This window comes from Rhodococcus sp. KRD175, from assembly GCF_017168275.1.
Lineage (GTDB): Bacteria > Actinomycetota > Actinomycetes > Mycobacteriales > Mycobacteriaceae > Rhodococcoides > Rhodococcoides fascians.
Genome location: NZ_JABFAQ010000012.1, coordinates 15,174 through 32,123, shown reverse-complemented (window position 1 = coordinate 32,123; position 16,950 = coordinate 15,174). Strand labels below are relative to the sequence as shown.

Annotated in this window: 15 protein-coding genes; 10 read left to right on the top strand and 5 right to left on the bottom strand. The window is 65.7% G+C overall.

The genetic code is table 11. From position 1 onward, the window contains the following. Positions 1-173 precede the first annotated feature (173 nt). A complete protein-coding gene (locus tag J1M81_RS18105) occupies positions 174-467 on the bottom strand; it encodes a WhiB family transcriptional regulator (protein ID WP_027496361.1) in 294 nt (97 codons plus the stop codon). Positions 468-1,154: 687 nt separating this feature from the next. Here J1M81_RS18105 and J1M81_RS18100 point away from each other — a divergent pair. The 3 genes from J1M81_RS18100 (at position 1,155) to J1M81_RS18090 (ending at position 3,720) form a co-directional block, all read left to right on the top strand. Beyond that, positions 1,155-1,997: a hypothetical protein gene (locus J1M81_RS18100; RefSeq protein ID WP_206498528.1), complete on the top strand. Its 843-nt coding sequence runs from the start codon at positions 1,155-1,157 to the stop codon at positions 1,995-1,997. A 135-nt stretch (positions 1,998-2,132) separates the two neighbouring features. Beyond that, complete coding sequence (locus J1M81_RS18095; protein WP_027496363.1) at positions 2,133-2,711, top strand: sigma-70 family RNA polymerase sigma factor; 579 nt, start codon at positions 2,133-2,135, stop codon at positions 2,709-2,711. Then, the gene (locus tag J1M81_RS18090; RefSeq protein WP_206498527.1) at positions 2,704-3,720 is read left to right on the top strand and encodes an anti-sigma-D factor RsdA; all 1,017 of its coding nucleotides are present in this window, start codon (positions 2,704-2,706) and stop codon (positions 3,718-3,720) included. The genes J1M81_RS18095 and J1M81_RS18090 overlap by 8 nt, the downstream gene beginning before the upstream one ends. An 89-nt stretch (positions 3,721-3,809) precedes the next feature. Here J1M81_RS18090 and J1M81_RS18085 read toward each other — a convergent pair whose 3' ends face one another. Further along, positions 3,810-4,214, bottom strand: coding sequence for a DUF5319 domain-containing protein (locus tag J1M81_RS18085; RefSeq protein ID WP_027496364.1), 405 nt, complete (start codon positions 4,212-4,214; stop codon positions 3,810-3,812). A 300-nt stretch (positions 4,215-4,514) separates the two neighbouring features. Between J1M81_RS18085 and guaB the strand changes: the two genes are divergently transcribed. The 4 genes from guaB to guaA all read left to right on the top strand — a co-directional run bounded on the left by guaB (position 4,515) and on the right by guaA (position 10,816). Further along, a complete protein-coding gene (gene guaB / locus J1M81_RS18080; protein ID WP_032365609.1) occupies positions 4,515-6,038 on the top strand; it encodes an IMP dehydrogenase in 1,524 nt (507 codons plus the stop codon). 55 nt (positions 6,039-6,093) lie between these two features. Then, complete coding sequence (locus J1M81_RS18075) at positions 6,094-7,233, top strand: GuaB3 family IMP dehydrogenase-related protein (RefSeq protein WP_027496367.1); 1,140 nt, start codon at positions 6,094-6,096, stop codon at positions 7,231-7,233. Between the two features lie 188 nt (positions 7,234-7,421). After that, positions 7,422-9,176: an FAD-dependent oxidoreductase gene (locus J1M81_RS18070; RefSeq protein ID WP_032365607.1), complete on the top strand. Its 1,755-nt coding sequence runs from the start codon at positions 7,422-7,424 to the stop codon at positions 9,174-9,176. A 50-nt stretch (positions 9,177-9,226) separates the two neighbouring features. Beyond that, entirely contained in the window at positions 9,227-10,816 is a 1,590-nt protein-coding gene (gene guaA, locus J1M81_RS18065; protein ID WP_032365606.1) for a glutamine-hydrolyzing GMP synthase, read from the top strand. A 5-nt stretch (positions 10,817-10,821) separates the two neighbouring features. Here guaA and J1M81_RS18060 read toward each other — a convergent pair whose 3' ends face one another. Both J1M81_RS18060 and J1M81_RS18055 read right to left on the bottom strand, forming a co-directional pair. Continuing rightward, on the bottom strand, positions 10,822-11,079 hold the full coding sequence (locus J1M81_RS18060; protein WP_027496370.1) for a hypothetical protein: 258 nt from the start codon (positions 11,077-11,079) through the stop codon (positions 10,822-10,824). After that, positions 11,076-12,467, bottom strand: a complete 1,392-nt coding sequence (locus tag J1M81_RS18055) for a PspC domain-containing protein (protein WP_094622642.1) — start codon at positions 12,465-12,467, stop codon at positions 11,076-11,078. Before J1M81_RS18055 ends, J1M81_RS18060 begins: the two co-directional genes overlap by 4 nt. A gap of 277 nt (positions 12,468-12,744) precedes the next feature. Here J1M81_RS18055 and J1M81_RS18050 point away from each other — a divergent pair, with 277 nt between their 5' ends. The 3 genes from J1M81_RS18050 to J1M81_RS18040 are packed head-to-tail and all read left to right on the top strand — an operon-like array spanning position 12,745 to position 15,697. Beyond that, positions 12,745-13,992 (top strand): sensor histidine kinase, encoded by a 1,248-nt coding sequence (locus tag J1M81_RS18050; RefSeq protein ID WP_045842100.1) that lies wholly within the window; start codon positions 12,745-12,747, stop codon positions 13,990-13,992. Next, the gene (locus J1M81_RS18045; protein WP_027496373.1) at positions 13,989-14,636 is read left to right on the top strand and encodes a response regulator transcription factor; all 648 of its coding nucleotides are present in this window, start codon (positions 13,989-13,991) and stop codon (positions 14,634-14,636) included. Before J1M81_RS18050 ends, J1M81_RS18045 begins: the two co-directional genes overlap by 4 nt. Positions 14,637-14,689: 53 nt before the next feature. After that, positions 14,690-15,697 carry a MerR family transcriptional regulator gene (locus J1M81_RS18040; RefSeq protein WP_206498526.1) on the top strand — a complete coding sequence of 336 codons (1,008 nt, stop codon included), beginning with the start codon at positions 14,690-14,692 and terminating at the stop codon, positions 15,695-15,697. 23 nt (positions 15,698-15,720) lie between these two features. Here J1M81_RS18040 and J1M81_RS18035 read toward each other — a convergent pair whose 3' ends face one another. Then, entirely contained in the window at positions 15,721-16,941 is a 1,221-nt protein-coding gene (locus tag J1M81_RS18035) for a serine/threonine-protein kinase (RefSeq protein ID WP_206498525.1), read from the bottom strand. Positions 16,942-16,950 lie beyond the last annotated feature (9 nt).

Genomic DNA, 16,950 nt, shown 5'->3' with positions numbered 1-16,950 from the left:
CGGCCGCGCTGACATTCCCGTCCTCACGGTCCAACGCCTCGAAAAACCGCACCTTCAACCCAGCACATGCCACGATCCCCGCAACTCCCTCAAATCGAGGGTGTTGCGGGGATCGTTAGAACCCGCCACGGGTTGGGGGCTTCGTCGTGTGTGCAGCTGTGAATGTCGTGTGCTCAGACCGCGATGCGGCGGCGGTTGTGCCGGGCGTGCAATTCGCGCTCCGTCTCGGACATCCCTCCCCAGATGCCGTACGGCTCGCTGACGTTGAGTGCGTGGGTGCGGCACTGAGCGAGTACCGGACAGCTGCGGCACATCTCTTTGGCGCGCATCTCTCGCTGTGCGCGCGCCCGACCCCGCTCGCCGTCGGGGTGGAAGAACATGGACGAGTCGACGCCACGGCACAGGCCGTGCATCTGCCAATCCCAAATATCGGCGTTCGGCCCAGGGAGGTGATTCGGCTGCGGCATGGAAACTCCTAGGGTGGTGTGGCTTCGACGGATTCGTGATCCGAACAGCGACAACGTTATGTGGGTCGACGAAATCGAGTCAATAGAGCTCGATCGTGGGCAAATGCATAGCGGGAGGGCGAAGAATTAACACGCTCGATATTTACTTCGAACCGCTCGCATGTGTGCGCTTCCGGTTGAGAAATCGGCCGAGTCGGGAGACGATGCTCATGGCACGACGCGGCGCAGGATCGACGGTGACGTGTCGGCGCGAGCCGGTGTCGCTCCGAGTTCCACCGCGCGTTTCTCGAAGACCCGCAGCTCGAAGGTGTTGTCGCAGAGCGTCGAGCAGTGGCGGGCCGGGTTCGGCCTCGCTCCACGAGCGGCCGAGCGGATCGAGCGAGGAGTCGGTCGTTGTTGCCGAACGATTCCGATCGGCGGTGTCGAATGTGCCCGACGCATTCTTCTCCGGCTCCGATAAACGACCCGCCGTTTAACCCATTCGCCACACAGCGTTCAGACAACTGTTTCCGAAACAACACCTATTCACATTGTTAATTCTGTGAAAACTGCAGCGGCGTCCTGAAAGGTCGTCGTGAATGAGACAGCCCGTCCGGCACGACATTCGCATTCGTGCGTTGCGTGTCCGTCGTTCTCGGTCGGCCCACTCGCGTGCCTGCAGTCCGTCCGTGGCCATACCCTGACGTCGTGCACTTGGCTTCGAAGTCCTCGCCCGTCACCGGAAAGTCCGACAGCATCGGGCCGGCGCTGCGAGAGGCGGCGTTCGGAGTAGACCCCGGTCGAACCGACCTCCCGGCGGCCACCGATGCGCGGCAGAGTTGGTACCGCGGCGTCGCGTTGGCCGGCCAGGGTCGGTATAACGCTGCCCGGGTCGAGCTCCGGCGGTTCCGGCCGACGTCGCCGGCACTCGAGTCCCTGTACGAGTCGACCAGGGCGTCATGGCTACGCCAGATCGGTCGGCACCGGCTCGCCCGCGGGTTCGACGGGAGGGCGGTGTTCCTGATCGGGCTCACCGGCGAGGCGCGAACGACGGACGCGGCGGAGGCGCGCAGTGATGCACTGGTCGGATTGGCGGCGGATGCACTGGGGACCGGCCGATTCGGATTCGCGGATGCGTTCCTGGCGCGCAACGCAGAGCTGCTCTCGGTGCGTGGCGGGTCGGATCTGTGGCGTCCGGCGCTGCGCGCGCACTGGGTGGCAGCCGAGCTGGCAATGATGCGTGGGGACGGCTCGGGAGCGCTCCGACACGCCGAGTCTGCTCGCGCACTTGCCGACGACACCGATTCGTTACGGCATCGCATCAAAACCGATCTGGTGATGGCCGCTGCCCTGAGCTGCGCCGGTGCGACCGAGCGTGCACGTGCAGGAGCCGCCGACGTGGCCTGCGCTGCGGCGATGCACGGTTTACTGCCCCTGCGCTGGGCCGCGACGATGCTGTGCGAAGGAACCGGGGGAGCGGATCCGAACATGGTTCCGGCGCGCGACCTGGGAGCCGCACTCGAACGACTGGGTGGATCCGCGGTCGGTTGACCTGGACCGTAGCCGCACACGGACCGAGCGGTTCGATTGTGGGCCGTCGGTATCGCTATCCTTGGTTCGTTCCACCACCACGTGGAAGCGCTCCCAGGCGGGTGCGTACCTGTAACGCGGGGAAATTAGTCGACGATGAACAGTGCGGGTGAGGAGTTGGACTCTTTCGTCGTTGCCGCAGCGCAAGGCGATCGACTGGCTCTGTCCCGGGTCTTGGAATTCATCCGACCACTCGTCGTCCGGTATTGCCGGGCTCGAGTCGGTTCGGCTGAGCGTGGTCAGCTTTCGGCCGACGACGTGGCGCAGGAGGTCTGTTTGGCAGTCATGACCGCCTTGCCGCGTTACCAGGATCAAGGTCGTCCGTTCATGGCATTCGTGTACGGCATCGCGGCGCACAAGGTCGCAGATGCTCATCGCAGTGCCTCGCGTAACAAATCGGACCCGGCCGCCGAAGTACCAGATGTCGTGTCGACAGAACACGGTCCGGAGCAGCGAGCTCTGGAATCCGAGTCGAGTCGTCAGATGACTGCACTACTGGACACCTTGCCCGCCAAGCACCGAGAGATTCTGGTGCTCCGACTCATCGTCGGATTGTCGGCCGAGGAGACGGCAGCTGCGGTCGGCAGCACTGCAGGCGCTATCCGCGTGGCTCAGCACCGAGCTATCGCAAAACTGAAGAACGAAGTTGTGAGAGCAGGTGAAATGTATGGCTAGGGACAATGGTCACGGTGGCACCGGTGAGACCCCGCGTCGCGGAATCTCGCGTATCGGAGAGCACGTGACACCCACTGGACCGAAGCAGAACGATCCCTATGCCGACATCGGCGCAGACGGTGGTCCCGTGGACCTCGTCGCCGTTCGTCGTGACGATGCCTTCATCGACGCGATCAGTGGTGACGGACCGATCGCAACCGATGATGCGGACGATTACCAACTCGCGCTCCTGCTCGCCAATTGGCGAGCGGACGTGATCACACCGTCCATGCCGGCCGGTCCTTCTCTCGACACCGTTGTGGCGGCCGTCGAGCGCGAGAAGGTGGCAGCCGACATGGCGCGATCCAGCGCGGCGAACCGCGGGGGCCGGATGCGTCTGTTGCGTCCTCTCGCCGGTGCCGCCGCCGCGATCGCCGTCGTGTTGGGCGGTCTGGTGGTCATCTCGTACAACTCGACGCCCGAGGATCCGCTGTGGAGCGTTAAGTCGGTCGTGTTCTCCGAGCAGGCCGATTCGACTGTCGCGCAGATAGATACGACATCGAAGCTGCAGGAGGCGGAGAACCTTCTGTCGTCCGGCGATGCCGACGCTGCCCGCGCTCTTCTCGACGGCGCATCGAACCGCAGTTCCGCGGTCATCGACGATGCTCAGCGAGCCGAACTCGACCAGTGGCTGGCCCGTTTGCTGCAGGAGTTGCAGGCCATGACGGTGCCGCCCGTGGTACCTCCGATGGGTGCGGCCCCGGCAGCCCCGTTGTCGGTGCCCAGCCAAGCAACTCTGGTTCCGACGGCTCCGGTGGAGACGGTTGCACCGGAATCCACCGCGGTTCCGAGCACGCCGAATCCGGAAACGACGACACCGGTCAGCCCGCCCGTCACCACGAGTCCGAGTCCGACGACCACCGACGTCACACCGACGGTGCTCGACAACCCGAATCAGCCGACGGCCACTGCCAGTGGCAGTTCGTCCGAGAACGGCGACCGCATGTCGGTTCCGTCCGGCGGAAGCTGAGCGACAGGCACTGTTCGACGACGCAGACCGTAAACAACGAAGAAGCCCGACACGATGATCGTGTCGGGCTTCTTCGTTTGTCTGGGGTCTCAGCTCTCGAAACCGTCTCCGTGCAGAGCGTCGTTCATGGATGCATCGGCGAAACCACGGCAGTAATCCCACGTGACGTACGCGTCGGGCACCGGGTCGTAGGCCGGCTCGTGCGGACGCACGGTGCCGTCGACGAGCAGCTGCAGCAGATTCGCACGCAGCATGTCCCAGTCGTGGTAGTGGTCCTGCTGGCAGTCCTCGCAGCACACGACGAGTCCACGGATACCGCGGTGGCCGAGGAGTGCCTCGTAGACAGCGAGGTCCGCCAAGTCTTCTTCTACGGCCAGCCGTTCTTGGGGATCGAGAGGCTGGCCGGGCTCGATTGCATCGAGGGCGGCCGACGGGTCGGCGGGGTCTCCGGCGAACGGATCCGGGGGTAGACCGGGAGGCAGTTGATCGCGCACGCCTCCACGGTACGCAGAACTGGTGGGTCTGCGCCAGCCGTTCGAGCGCGACATGCCGGACGATCCGTACCGCCGGACCCCGTCGGGTCTTCGATTCGGTGCCTCCGAGCGTCCGCAGCGGGAGGCGTGCGCACTGGTTGTGCCGCAGGCCGATACCATGGTTCCTGGCGCTGAACAGATGAGTGCAAGTGCCGAAACTCCATCCGTTCTCCAACACCGCACCGCGGTGCGCCTGCGAGCTCTCACCGGCCGCATGCCGCGCCCACGATGCAACCAGGCTCTAGGGAGGGCCAGATTCGTATGAGTAGTCCCGGAGCCCACGTCCGCACAGGCGGCGACGATCCCAACAAGGTCGCGATGCTCGGCCTCACGTTCGACGACGTCCTGCTGCTGCCGGCCGCTTCGGATCTGATCCCCAGCGCCGTGGACACGTCCAGTCAGATCACCCGCGAGATCAGGCTGCGAGTCCCGCTGGTCAGTTCTGCGATGGATACCGTCACCGAGGCGCGGATGGCCATTGCGATGGCACGTGCAGGCGGCATGGGTGTGCTGCACCGCAATCTCTCGCTGCACGATCAGGCGTCTCAGGTCGAGACCGTCAAGCGCTCGGAGGCCGGGATGGTCACCGACCCGGTCACCTGCAAGCCCACCGACTCGCTGGCCGAGGTCGACGCGATGTGTGCGCGTTTCCGTATCTCGGGGCTCCCGGTCACCGACGAGACCGGTGCGCTGGTCGGCATCATCACCAACCGCGACATGCGGTTCGAGGTGGATCAGAACCGTCGCGTCGCCGACGTCATGACGAAGGCACCGTTGATCACCGCGCAGGAGGGGGTCACCGCCGAAGCAGCCCTCGGCCTGCTGCGTCGCCACAAGATCGAGAAGCTACCGATCGTCGACGGCAAAGGCGCACTCACCGGCCTGATCACGGTGAAGGACTTCGTCAAGACCGAGCAGCACCCGGACGCCACCAAGGACCGTGACGGTCGTCTGCTGGTCGGAGCAGCAGTGGGCGTCGGGCAGGATGCCTGGGCCAGGTCGATGGCACTGACCGATGCCGGCGTCGACGTCATCATCGTCGACACCGCGCACGGCCACAATTCTCAGGTGCTCGAGATGGTCAGCAAGCTCAAGGCAGAGGTGGGCGAGCGCGTTCAGGTCGTCGGCGGAAACGTCGCCACCCGCGCGGGCGCACTCGCCCTCGTCGAGGCCGGTGCCGATGCGGTGAAGGTGGGCGTCGGACCCGGATCGATCTGCACCACCCGCGTGGTCGCCGGCGTCGGCGCTCCGCAGATCACCGCCATCCTCGAAGCCGTGGCCGCGTGCAAGCCGCACGGTGTGCCGGTCATCGCCGACGGCGGTATGCAGTTCTCCGGTGACATCGCCAAGGCACTCGCCGCAGGCGCGTCGACCGCGATGCTCGGATCGTTGCTGGCCGGCACCGCCGAGTCTCCGGGTGAGCTGATCCTGGTCGGTGGCAAGCAGTTCAAGAGCTACCGCGGAATGGGCTCGCTCGGTGCGATGCAGGGACGCGGGGGAGCGAAGTCCTTCTCGAAGGACCGCTACTTCCAGGACGATGTGCTGGCCGAGGACAAGCTGGTTCCCGAGGGGATCGAGGGACGCGTCCCGTACCGGGGTCCGTTGAACCAGGTCATCCATCAGCTCACCGGTGGGTTGCGCGCTGCCATGGGGTACACCGGGTCGACGTCCATCGAGCACCTGCAGCAGGCTCAGTTCGTGCAGATCACCGCGGCCGGTCTCAAGGAGAGCCACCCGCACGACATCACGATGACCGCTGAGGCTCCGAACTACACCACCCGATAGTCGCGTCGGCCCCTGGTGGCCGAACGATTCGCTCTCGAAGTAGAAAGGTGCGCGCGTGCGCGACCTCGTTGAAATCGGCATGGGCAGAGAAGCCCGCCGCACCTACCAGCTGGACGACGTCGATATCGTGCCGTCTCGGCGCACCCGGTCGTCCAAGGAGGTGTCGACTGCCTGGCAGCTCGACGCCTACCGGTTCGACATCCCGGTGCTCGCCCATCCGACCGATGCGTTGGTCTCGCCTGCGTTCGCCATCGAGCTCGGTAAGCAAGGCGGGCTCGGGGTGATCAACGGCGAAGGGCTGTGGGCGCGGCACGCCGACGTGCAGGCCAAGCTCGACCAGTTGATCCACATCGCCGAGACCGATCTCGATCCCGACGCGCCGATCGCATTCCTGCAGGAACTGCACGCTGCGCCGTTGCAGCCCGATCTGTTGGCCGCCGCAGTGGGCCAGGTGCGTGATGCAGGCGTCACTGTCGCTGTACGAGTGAGCCCGCAGAACGCCCGTGCTCTGACGCCTGCGCTGATCGCATCGGGTCTGGATCTGCTGGTCATCCAGGGCACGATCATCTCCGCCGAGCACGTTGCGCACGGCGACGACGAGCCGCTCAACCTCAAGACGTTCATCGCAGAGCTCGACGTCCCCGTCATCGCCGGCGGCGTCAGCGATCACCGGACCGCGTTGCACCTGATGCGCACGGGTGCGGCCGGCGTCATCGTGGGCTACGGCTCCGTCGAAGGCGGCACGACCACCGGTGAGGTGCTCGGCATCGGTGTTCCGATGGCCACTGCGATCGCCGACGCGGCGGCCGCACGTCGGGACTACCTGGACGAGACCGGTGGACGCTACGTGCACGTCATCGCCGACGGTGACATCACCACGTCCGGCGCACTGGCGAAAGCCATCGCCTGCGGCGCGGATGCTGCGGTGCTCGGTGCGCCGTTGGCCGTGGCCGCCGAGGCTCCCGGTGGCGGCTGGTACTGGCCGTCCGCCGCGGCGCATCCGTCGATGCCGCGTGGCGCGTTGCTGCCGATGTCCGCGGGGGAGCGTCCGAGCCTCGATCAGGTGCTGCACGGACCGTCGCGTGAGTCGTACGGCTCGATCAACCTCGTCGGCGGATTGCGTCGCTCGATGGCGAAGTCGGGCTACTCCGATCTGAAGGAATTTCAGAAGGTCGGCCTGAACGTTCGGGCCTGACAGAACCCCCATACGACAGGGCGCGCACTCGATCTTCGGGTGCGCGCCCTGTGTCGTTCGTCGGGCAGGCACCGGTAAGCCGACCCTCGGTTGGTGATACCTTCCGTAACAGCTAGAATCGCTTGTGGCGGTAGTCACACAGCGATGTGCATACTGTTCGACAGGTAACGGACGTAGCGGAGGTCACCATGGGTTCAGCTGGACGCGCAACGGATTACGACGTTCTCATCGTCGGTTCGGGCTTCGGTGGAAGCGTCACCGCGCTTCGGCTGGTGGAGAAGGGATACCGCGTCGGAATCCTCGAGGCCGGGCAGCGATTCGAGGACAAGGACTTCGCCAAGAACAGCTGGGATCTCAAGCGCTTCCTGTGGGCACCCAAGCTGGGTCTCTACGGCATCCAGCGGGTGCATCTGCTGCGCGACTGCCTGATCCTCGCCGGCGCAGGGGTCGGCGGCGGATCGCTGAACTACGCGAACACGCTGTACAAGCCGCAGGCACCGTTCTTCGAGGACAAGCAGTGGGCGCACATCACCGACTGGAGCAGTGAGCTCTCCCCGTTCTACGACCAGGCCACCCGCATGTTGGGTGTCGTGCGCAACCCGCACATGACCCCCGCCGACGAGGTGATGAAGTCGGTGGCCGAGGACATGGGCGTCGCCGACACGTTCATTCAGACACCGGTGGGCGTGTTCTTCGGTGACGAACCCGGTAAGACCGTCCCGGACCCGTACTTCGGTGGTGCCGGCCCCGAGCGCACCGGATGCATCGAATGCGGCGAGTGCATGACCGGGTGCCGCCACGGTGCCAAGAACACCCTGCTGAAGAACTACCTCGGGCTGGCCGAACGTGCCGGAGCCGAGATCGTGCCGATGACCACGGTCACCGGCCTGAATCCTCGGTCCGACGGAACCTGGGACGTCGACACCGAGCGCACCGGAGCGCGTCTGCGCAAGGGTCGCAAGACGTACAGCGCTGCCAATGTCGTGCTGGCAGCCGGTACGTGGGGCACGCAGAACCTCCTGCACAAGATGAAGGACACGGGCACGTTGCCGCGGTTGTCGGACACTCTCGGTGAGCTGACCCGCACCAACTCGGAGTCGATCGTCGGAGCCGCGAAGTTGGCGGTCGATCCGAACATGGATCTCACGCGCGGCGTCGCCATCACGTCCTCGTTCCACCCCAGCCCCAACACCCACATCGAACCGTGCCGCTACGGCAAGGGCTCCAACGCGATGGGCATGCTGCAGACGTTGATGACCGACGGCGGAGGAAAGATTCCGCGTTGGCTCAAGTTCGTCTTCGCGCTGATCGCGCATCCGATCCAGTTCGTCCGCGTCGTCAACGTCCGGCACTGGAGCGAACGGACCATCATCGCGCTGGTGATGCAGAACCTCGACAACTCGATCACCACGTTCACCAAGCGGGGCCCCTTCGGCCGCAAGATCTCGAGCCGTCAGGGACACGGTCAGCCCAACCCGACGTGGATTCCCGAGGGCAACGACGCCACTCGGCGCATCGCGAAGAAGATCGGCGGCGTCGCAGGTGGGACGTGGGGCGAGCTGTTCAACATCCCGCTCACCGCACACTTCCTCGGTGGGTGCGCTATCGCCGAGGACGCCCAGCACGGCGTCATCGACCCGTACCACCGCGTCCACGGCTACCCGACTCTCAGCGTGGTCGACGGTGCGGCAGTCTCGGCCAACCTCGGAGTCAACCCGTCGCTGACCATCAGCGCGCAGGCCGAGCGGTCGGCGGCTCTGTGGCCGAACAAGGGCGAGTCGGACCTGCGTCCGGCGCAGGGCCAGCCCTACCAGCGCCTCGATCCGATCGCTCCGAACTCGCCCGTCGTGCCCGTCGACGCACCCGGCGGCCTGCGGCTGCCGATCGTGCAGATCAGGTCCGGTTCGGCGGCCATGCCCGTCGAACATTCGGGTGTCGCGTGAGCGATTCGGGTGCTGCGAGTACACCGAAGCCGTCCCACTAGACTGACCAGGTGACCGACTCCTCTGCACACGATCCCGCACACGCACGGCCGGTTCTGGTCGTCGATTTCGGAGCCCAGTACGCACAGCTGATCGCCCGCCGGGTGCGCGAGGCCAGCGTGTACTCCGAGGTCATCTCGCACACCGCGACCGCCGAGGAGATCGCCGCCAAGGATCCCGTTGCTCTGGTGCTGTCCGGTGGGCCGTCCAGCGTCTACGCCGAGGGCGCACCCGAACTCGACTCCGCTCTGCTCGAACTGGGCGTCCCGGTATTCGGTATCTGCTACGGCTTCCAGGCCATGGCGCAGGCGCTCGGCGGAACCGTCGAGCACACCGGAACGCGTGAGTACGGGCGTACTCAGCTCAGCGTCGACGGCGGCCGCCTGCACGACGGTCTGCCTTCCACCCAGCCGGTCTGGATGAGTCACGGTGACGCGGTCACCGCTGCTCCCGACGGCTTCACCGTCACCGCGACCAGTGCCGGGGCTCCGGTTGCTGCCTTCGAGAACGAAGAGAAGCGGATGGCGGGTGTGCAGTACCACCCCGAGGTACTTCACTCGCCACACGGACAGCAGGTCCTGAGCCGATTCCTGCACGAGACCGCCGGAATCAAGCCGGACTGGACCGCCGCGAACATCGCCGACGCGCTGGTCGACGCCGTCCAGGAACAGGTCGGTCCGACAGGTAAGGCGATCTGCGGCCTGTCCGGTGGTGTCGATTCCGCGGTGGCCGCGGCTCTGGTGCAGCGTGCGATCGGTGATCGGCTCACCTGTGTCTTCGTCGACCACGGCTTGCTACGCGCAGGCGAACGCGAGCAGGTGCAGCAGGACTTCGTAGCCGCGACCGGTGCCAAGCTCGTCACCGTCGACGCGGTGGACACCTTCCTCGGCGCGCTCGAAGGGGTGTCGGACCCGGAGGAGAAGCGCAAGATCATCGGCCGCGAGTTCATTCGCAGTTTCGAGGGTGCCGTCGCCGAGGTGCTGGGCGAGAACGCAGAGCACGGTGATTCCGTCGAGTTCCTGGTGCAGGGCACCCTGTACCCGGACGTCGTGGAGTCCGGTGGCGGTTCGGGTACCGCGAACATCAAGAGCCATCACAACGTCGGCGGACTGCCCGACGACCTGCAGTTCGCGTTGGTCGAGCCGTTGCGGGCGCTGTTCAAGGACGAGGTGCGCGCCGTCGGACGCGAGCTGGGCCTGCCAGAGGACATCGTCGGCAGACAACCGTTCCCGGGACCCGGACTGGCCATTCGCATCGTCGGCGAGATCACCGCGGACCGACTGGCCACGTTGCGTCACGCGGATTCGATTGTCCGAGAAGAGCTTACGGTCGCAGGCCTGGATCAGCAGATCTGGCAGTGCCCGGTGGTGCTGTTGGCCGACGTGCGCAGCGTCGGCGTGCAGGGAGACGGTCGTACCTACGGTCACCCCATCGTGTTGCGTCCGGTGTCGAGCGAGGATGCGATGACCGCGGACTGGACCCGGTTGCCGTACGACGTGCTGGAAACGATTTCGACTCGGGTGACCAACGAGGTTCCGGAGGTCAACCGAGTCGTACTCGACGTCACGAGCAAGCCGCCGGGCACCATCGAGTGGGAGTAGCGGGTTCAGTGCTTTCTGCTGGGACCCAGCAGTAAGGCCGCACCCACCACGACCGCAGCGATGACGAACACCCAGCGGAACTGAACCTCGGCCAGGGCGGTGACGGCGTCCTGGCCGATCAGCGCGGCGATCGCCACGATCAGCGCGGCGAGTCCGGCGAGGAACAACGGAGCCGACGGGCCCTGCCTGCTCGAACTCTGTGCCGCGGTGTCCGAAGAACTGTCGCCGTGGCCGTATTCGGTGTGAATCCCGTTGTCGCTCATTGCTGCACCACTTTCAGTTCTCCGAATGTCGCATCGCCCTCGATCGTCAAGACCGGCGCGTCGGGTCGTGCGTCCTTTCCGGCGCGGACGCCGGGATCACCGCACTCGGCCGAACCGAATTCGGCGTTGCATTTCGTCTCGATGCTCATCGTGCTCGGTACGGTCACCACGGCACTGCCGAACGTCACATCGATCGCCACAGTCTTGTTCTCGGTGAGCGTCAGGCCGGTGAGGTCGAGGTCCAGTTCACCGAAGCCGACGTCGTAGGCGGGGGCAAGTGCGGCGGCGGTGGTCGGGGCAGCCCGTTGCGCGCCCGACACACTGTCGTCCAGATTCACCGGCCCGACCACCGATGCGAGGACGACGAACCCGGCCAGCGGCGCGCCGACGACCAACAGGCCGTAGCCCTTTCGGAGAAATGCACCCAGGATCAGACCCACTGCGATGATCGACAACGCGACGGCACCGACGCGGCCCGGAGTGATCCAGTCGGAACCTGTCAGAGCTCCGAGTCCGGTGGTGACGGCAGCGCCGAGCAATGCTAGGCCGAGAAAGCTTGCCGTCCAACGCGATCGACGCTTACGTTCGATCGGTGCCGGTGGGAAGGTGCCGGCCGGTTCAGGGAGGTCCCACGCAAACGGTGCCACTCCCAATGGGTCCCACGACGGAGGTGTCACGGCCTGGGGTGTGGTCGGAACGGCAGTGGCAGAAGTACTTTCGGCACGTGTGCTCTTGGTGAGGTCGACGGTCGGTGCAGTACCGGATTCCGATACCGGCTGTGTTGTCTGCGGTGTCGGCTCGTAGCTCTTGGGCAGCGTCGTGTACGGGGTGTACTGCTCGTACTGGAACTGCGGCGGCCGGTATTGCGCGGCGGACCACTGCTCCGCGGAGGTGGTGGACGAGCCGAAGGGCATCGGTGCGTACTGCTGCCGGGTGAATTCCGCTGTTCGCAAGTACGGCGGCGGCTCGGGGCAGCGCTGGTGAAGCAACCACAGTCCGCCGAGCATCGCCGCGAGAGAGATCACGCCGGATCCGCCGAGTCCCACACCGGCCGGACCGAGTGTCGACAGTGCGATCACCAACGCGACCGCCACGACGACGGTCTTGGTCGTCGAATCGGAGCTGTGCCCGCGGCCCACCATGGATTCGACCCCCGAGGCGGAGTCGCCGGCGCGGCTGAGGACCAGCCACGCCGCCAGGTACAGCACGATTCCGGTGCCGCCGAAGAGGGTGGACACGACGAATGCGACCCGGATCAGTACGGGGTCGACGTCGTATCGGTAGCCGATACCGGCTGCTACACCCGCCACGTGTCCGCGTTGCGGCAAGCGGTGCGGACGGGTGCGCCACATCTGCTGTAGCTGATCCGAGACGGTCACGTTGTTCATGATGACCATCGTGTCGGCTCCAACCTCGGAGCACATCAGGGATTCCCCTGATCTCGTACCCCGGACTTGCACCCGGGTCTGTTGCAGGCCGAAAGATCAGGGCGAACCCTGATGCGGTACCGCCCTCGGCCGTGCCAGGATCGTGGGCGTGCACCCTGTCGACAATCCAGCCGTTGACGCCGCCGTCGGCGCGTCCGCCGCGCCCGGTGCTGCGCCGTCGACCCGTCCGCTCCCGCCGCACCCTGTCGTTGCGTCGGGTTCGGCTTCTCGTGCAGCGTTGGAACGGTCGGCCCCCGCACCGTATCGGCGCCGCGGCGGCGGTCGTATCGTCGGCGGCGTCGCGGGCGGACTCGCCGATCATCTGGGTGTCGACGTGTTCAAGATCCGGGTGGCGTTCGCGTTGCTCGCGGCGTCAGCCGGTGCAGGGATCGTTGCGTACGGCCTGATTTGGATGTTCACCCCGGTCGGTGACGACACGGCACGCCCGAGCGCTACCGAGCGGCAACGAGCATTGGGACTGGCCGCCATCGGCCTCGGACTCGCCGTCGGGCTGGCCTGGTTGCTCAGTGGTACTGCGGCATCGGTTGTCGTGCCGGTCGTCGTGGTCGTCGTCGGTGCTGCCCTGGTGTGGCGAGAATTCGATGCCGAGGGGCCGCGGACGGCGCTGGGGCTGCCCAAGCAACCGACCGTGCTCAGCTGGGCCCGTGTCGTCGGCGGCGCGACGTTGATCGTCCTGGGCCTGGCCGTGGTGGTGTTGGCCCGCGTCGATCTCGCGTCGCTTCGGTCGTCCCTGTTGGCCGTGGTGGTCACCCTCGTCGGTGTCGGTCTGTTGACGGTGCCGATCTGGTTGCGGACCTGGCGTGCGCTCGGGGCCGAGCGATCGGCGCGTATCCGAAACGACGAACGTGAAGAGATTGCGTCGCATCTGCACGATTCGGTGCTGCAGACGTTGGCGCTCATTCAGAAGCAGGCGGATCGGCCGCAGGAGGTCATGCGGCTGGCGCGTGGGCAGGAGCGAGAACTGCGCAAGTGGTTGTTCGACGGCGGCGACACCGACAATTCGAGCTTGGCCGATGCGCTCAAGACCATCTCCGGCGAGGTCGAGGATCAACACGGCGTGACGGTCCGTCCCATCACGGTCGGGGACGTGCACCTGTTGCCGGACGACGTCGAATCGGGGCTGTCGCGAGAGAGCTTCACTGCGCTGCTGGGGGCCACTCGTGAAGCTCTGGTCAACGCGGCCAAACATTCCGGTGAGACCAACATCGATCTGTTCGCCGAAACCGAACCCGAGCAGGTCAGTGTGTTCGTCCGCGATCGCGGTACGGGCTTCGACGAGTCCGCGGTGCCCGAGGACCGACAGGGACTGGCCAAGTCCATCCGTGGACGAATCGAACGCCGCGGCGGTTCCGTACAGGTGCGGTCCACAGTCGGTAAGGGAACCGAAGTACGAATCTTCATGCCACGCAACGGCGGGGCAGTGACCACCGAATCCGAATCCAACCATCAGGAGCAGCCGACGTGACCGACCCTTTCCGCGTTTTTCTGGTCGACGACCACGCGGTGTTTCGCTCGGGAGTACGCGCCGAGCTGGGCCGTGAGGCGGACATCGACGTCGTCGGGGAAGCAGGCGGAGTCGCCGAGGCGGTGTCGGGGATCGATTCCACCAAGCCCGACGTGGTGCTCCTGGACGTGCACATGCCCGACGGTGGTGGAGTGGCCGTGCTCAACCGAATCGCCGAGGGCCCGGTGTGCTTGGCGCTCAGCGTGTCCGACGCAGCGGAGGACGTCATCGCCGTCATCCGGGCCGGCGCGAGGGGGTATGTCACCAAGACCATCTCCGGCTCGGAACTGGCCGATTCCGTCCGACGCGTAGCCGGGGGAGACGCGGTGTTCAGCCCGCGTCTGGCCGGCTTCGTCCTCGACTCGTTCACCGGCCGCAGCGCAGCTCCCGAGCCGCCGTTGGATCCGGAATTGGATTCTTTGACGCCCCGTGAACTCGAAGTGCTGAGGTTGCTGGCGCGCGGCTACACGTATCGCGAGATCGCCGAGGATCTGTTCATCTCGGTCAAAACCGTCGAAACGCACGCGTCCAATGTTCTTCGGAAGACCCAACAATCGAACAGGAATGCACTGACGCGGTGGGCGCACAAGCGTCGAATCGATTAGGCCGTCTGCGTTGGGCTTGACCTTCGACCGACGCGAAGCTTCAGGATTTCGGCATGACTGATTCGGACGAAGAATTCCTGACCATCGGTGTGTTCGCGCGCGAGAGCGGGCTGACCCCCAGCGCCCTGCGGTTCTACGACGACTGCGGGTTGCTGGCCCCGGCGTCCATCGATGCACAATCGGGCTATCGCTACTACACCCGCGCACAATCGAAGCGGGCGAACATCATTCGCCAGCTGCGCGAGATCGGGTTGCCACTCGACAAGGTTGCCGCTGCCCTCGACGGCGATGGAACTACCGCCATCGAAATCGTGGATCGACACGTCGAAGCTCTGGCTGCACAGGCGCGGGCGGCAGCCGAGGCAGCAGTGTCGATTCGCCGGTTGTTCGACGAAAAATACTGCACGGCAACGGTATCAGCCGAGGATTTGGCCTCGGCGATGGCGCAGGTTTCGTCGGCGGCCGGGGTGAGCCAAGAATTTCCGGTACTGCAGGGCGTACTGATCGAGGTGGACGGAAGCAGTGTCACCCTCACCGCGACGGATCGGTATCGATTGTCCACGCGCAGTCTCGTCACGCAGTGCTCGCCCGGATTACCGTGGTCGCGAATCGTGGCCGTCGGATGCCTCGCGGCCGTCCCCGCCTCGGGCACCCTCGTGCTGACGCGAACCGACGAGTCGATGGTGATCGACTCCGACGGTTCTCGGGTGGCGGTGAACACGGTCGACGGTGAATTCCCCGACTGGCGCACGATGATGGACGGTCTGGCTCCGACCGTGACGAGGGTTGTGCTGCAACGAGATTTCGTTCCCGTCGACGGCGGTACCCTGCGCATCGAGGCCGGGCCCGGCGGGTTCTCGGTCGATGGTGTTCCGGTTCCTGCACGGGTGACCGGTTCACAGAGCGTTGTGTTCTTCGATGCGGCCGTTCTGCAGGCCGCCGTCGCATCGGCCGTCGGACCGGATCTGATGCTCGATATCGCTGCACCGAATCAACCGATGCTGGTGCGTTCCGCGGTCGACGGTGCTCTGACGACGTTGGTGATGCCGGTTCTCGGCTGAACGGACGGACTGCGCGGGAGTTGTTACAGCAACAGGACGACGGCCAGGATCAGAAGAATCACGACCACGACGAGTCCGCCGAGGACGGCCGTCGCCGGGATGGACGTCCGGTCGCCGATGACGTCCTCGATGCGCATGAGTGCGTCCTGGACCGGGTTCTTTCTCTTCTTCGGCAGGTCGAACGGCGGCGGTGAGTACGAGGAGGGAGTCGGATCCGTTCGGCTTTCTCCCGGTTGCACGGCGGGCAGACCGGCGATGGTGCGTCCGAATTCTCGGGACGGTCGACGAGATTCCGAGACGGGAGTCGACCGTCTCGCCCAGGCGGGGACGACGCCGTCCGCTGAGGTCAGAGGTACTCCGCGCAACTGAGAGATAGTGCCGCGCTTGCTTATTGCGGCAAGAAGGATCTCGTCACGGGCCTGCGCCATGGTGGGGCGTCGAGCTGGATCGGGCTCGAGCATGTGCAGTAGTGGGCCGGTGAGGTCTCCGCTGCGAGTGGGAGAGATGATCTGCCCCTTGGCAACTCGGTGCAGGAGCGCAATCGAATCGTGATCGATGCCGAAGGGCGGCGCACCTTCCATTGCGGTGTACAACGTGGCACCGAGGGAGAACACATCGCTGGCCGCAGTGGGGTCCTGGCCGCGGGCGACCTCGGGGGCGAAGTATGCGGGGGTGCCGGTGATGACGCTGTCGTCGGCTTCCTCCACGTCACCCTTGGCTCGAGAGATGCCGAAATCGCTGATCTTGACGATGCCCAGATCCTTGCCGCGGTCGGCGATCAGAATGTTGCCCGGCTTGATGTCGCGATGCACGATTCCGGCGTCGTGTGCTTCGGTCAGGGCGTCGGCGATCTGCGCACCGATCTGAGCGACTTCGAACGGTGGTAGTGAGTCGGTGACGCCGAGCGCCTGCGCGAGGCTGCGTGAGGACAGGTATTCCATGATCAACCACGGCTCGCCGTCGACGAGAGCGACGTCGTGCATCGCAATGGCGTGTGGGCTCGACAGGCGGGCCGCGATCCGTCCTTCGCGCATGGCCCGGTTGCGCACGTCCACTGCCTGTTCCGGGGTCAATCGGGTGGTGGAGGTGACCTGTTTGACGGCCACCTGCCGGTGCAGAAGGGTGTCGGTGGCGAGCCAGACCGCGCCCATGCCGCCACCGCCGAGCTTGCCGGCGAGACGGTATCTGCCGGCGAGGAGGTAGTCGGGCCCGACTCCCCGTCGAACACGCTGCTGATCGGTCACGTCCACAGG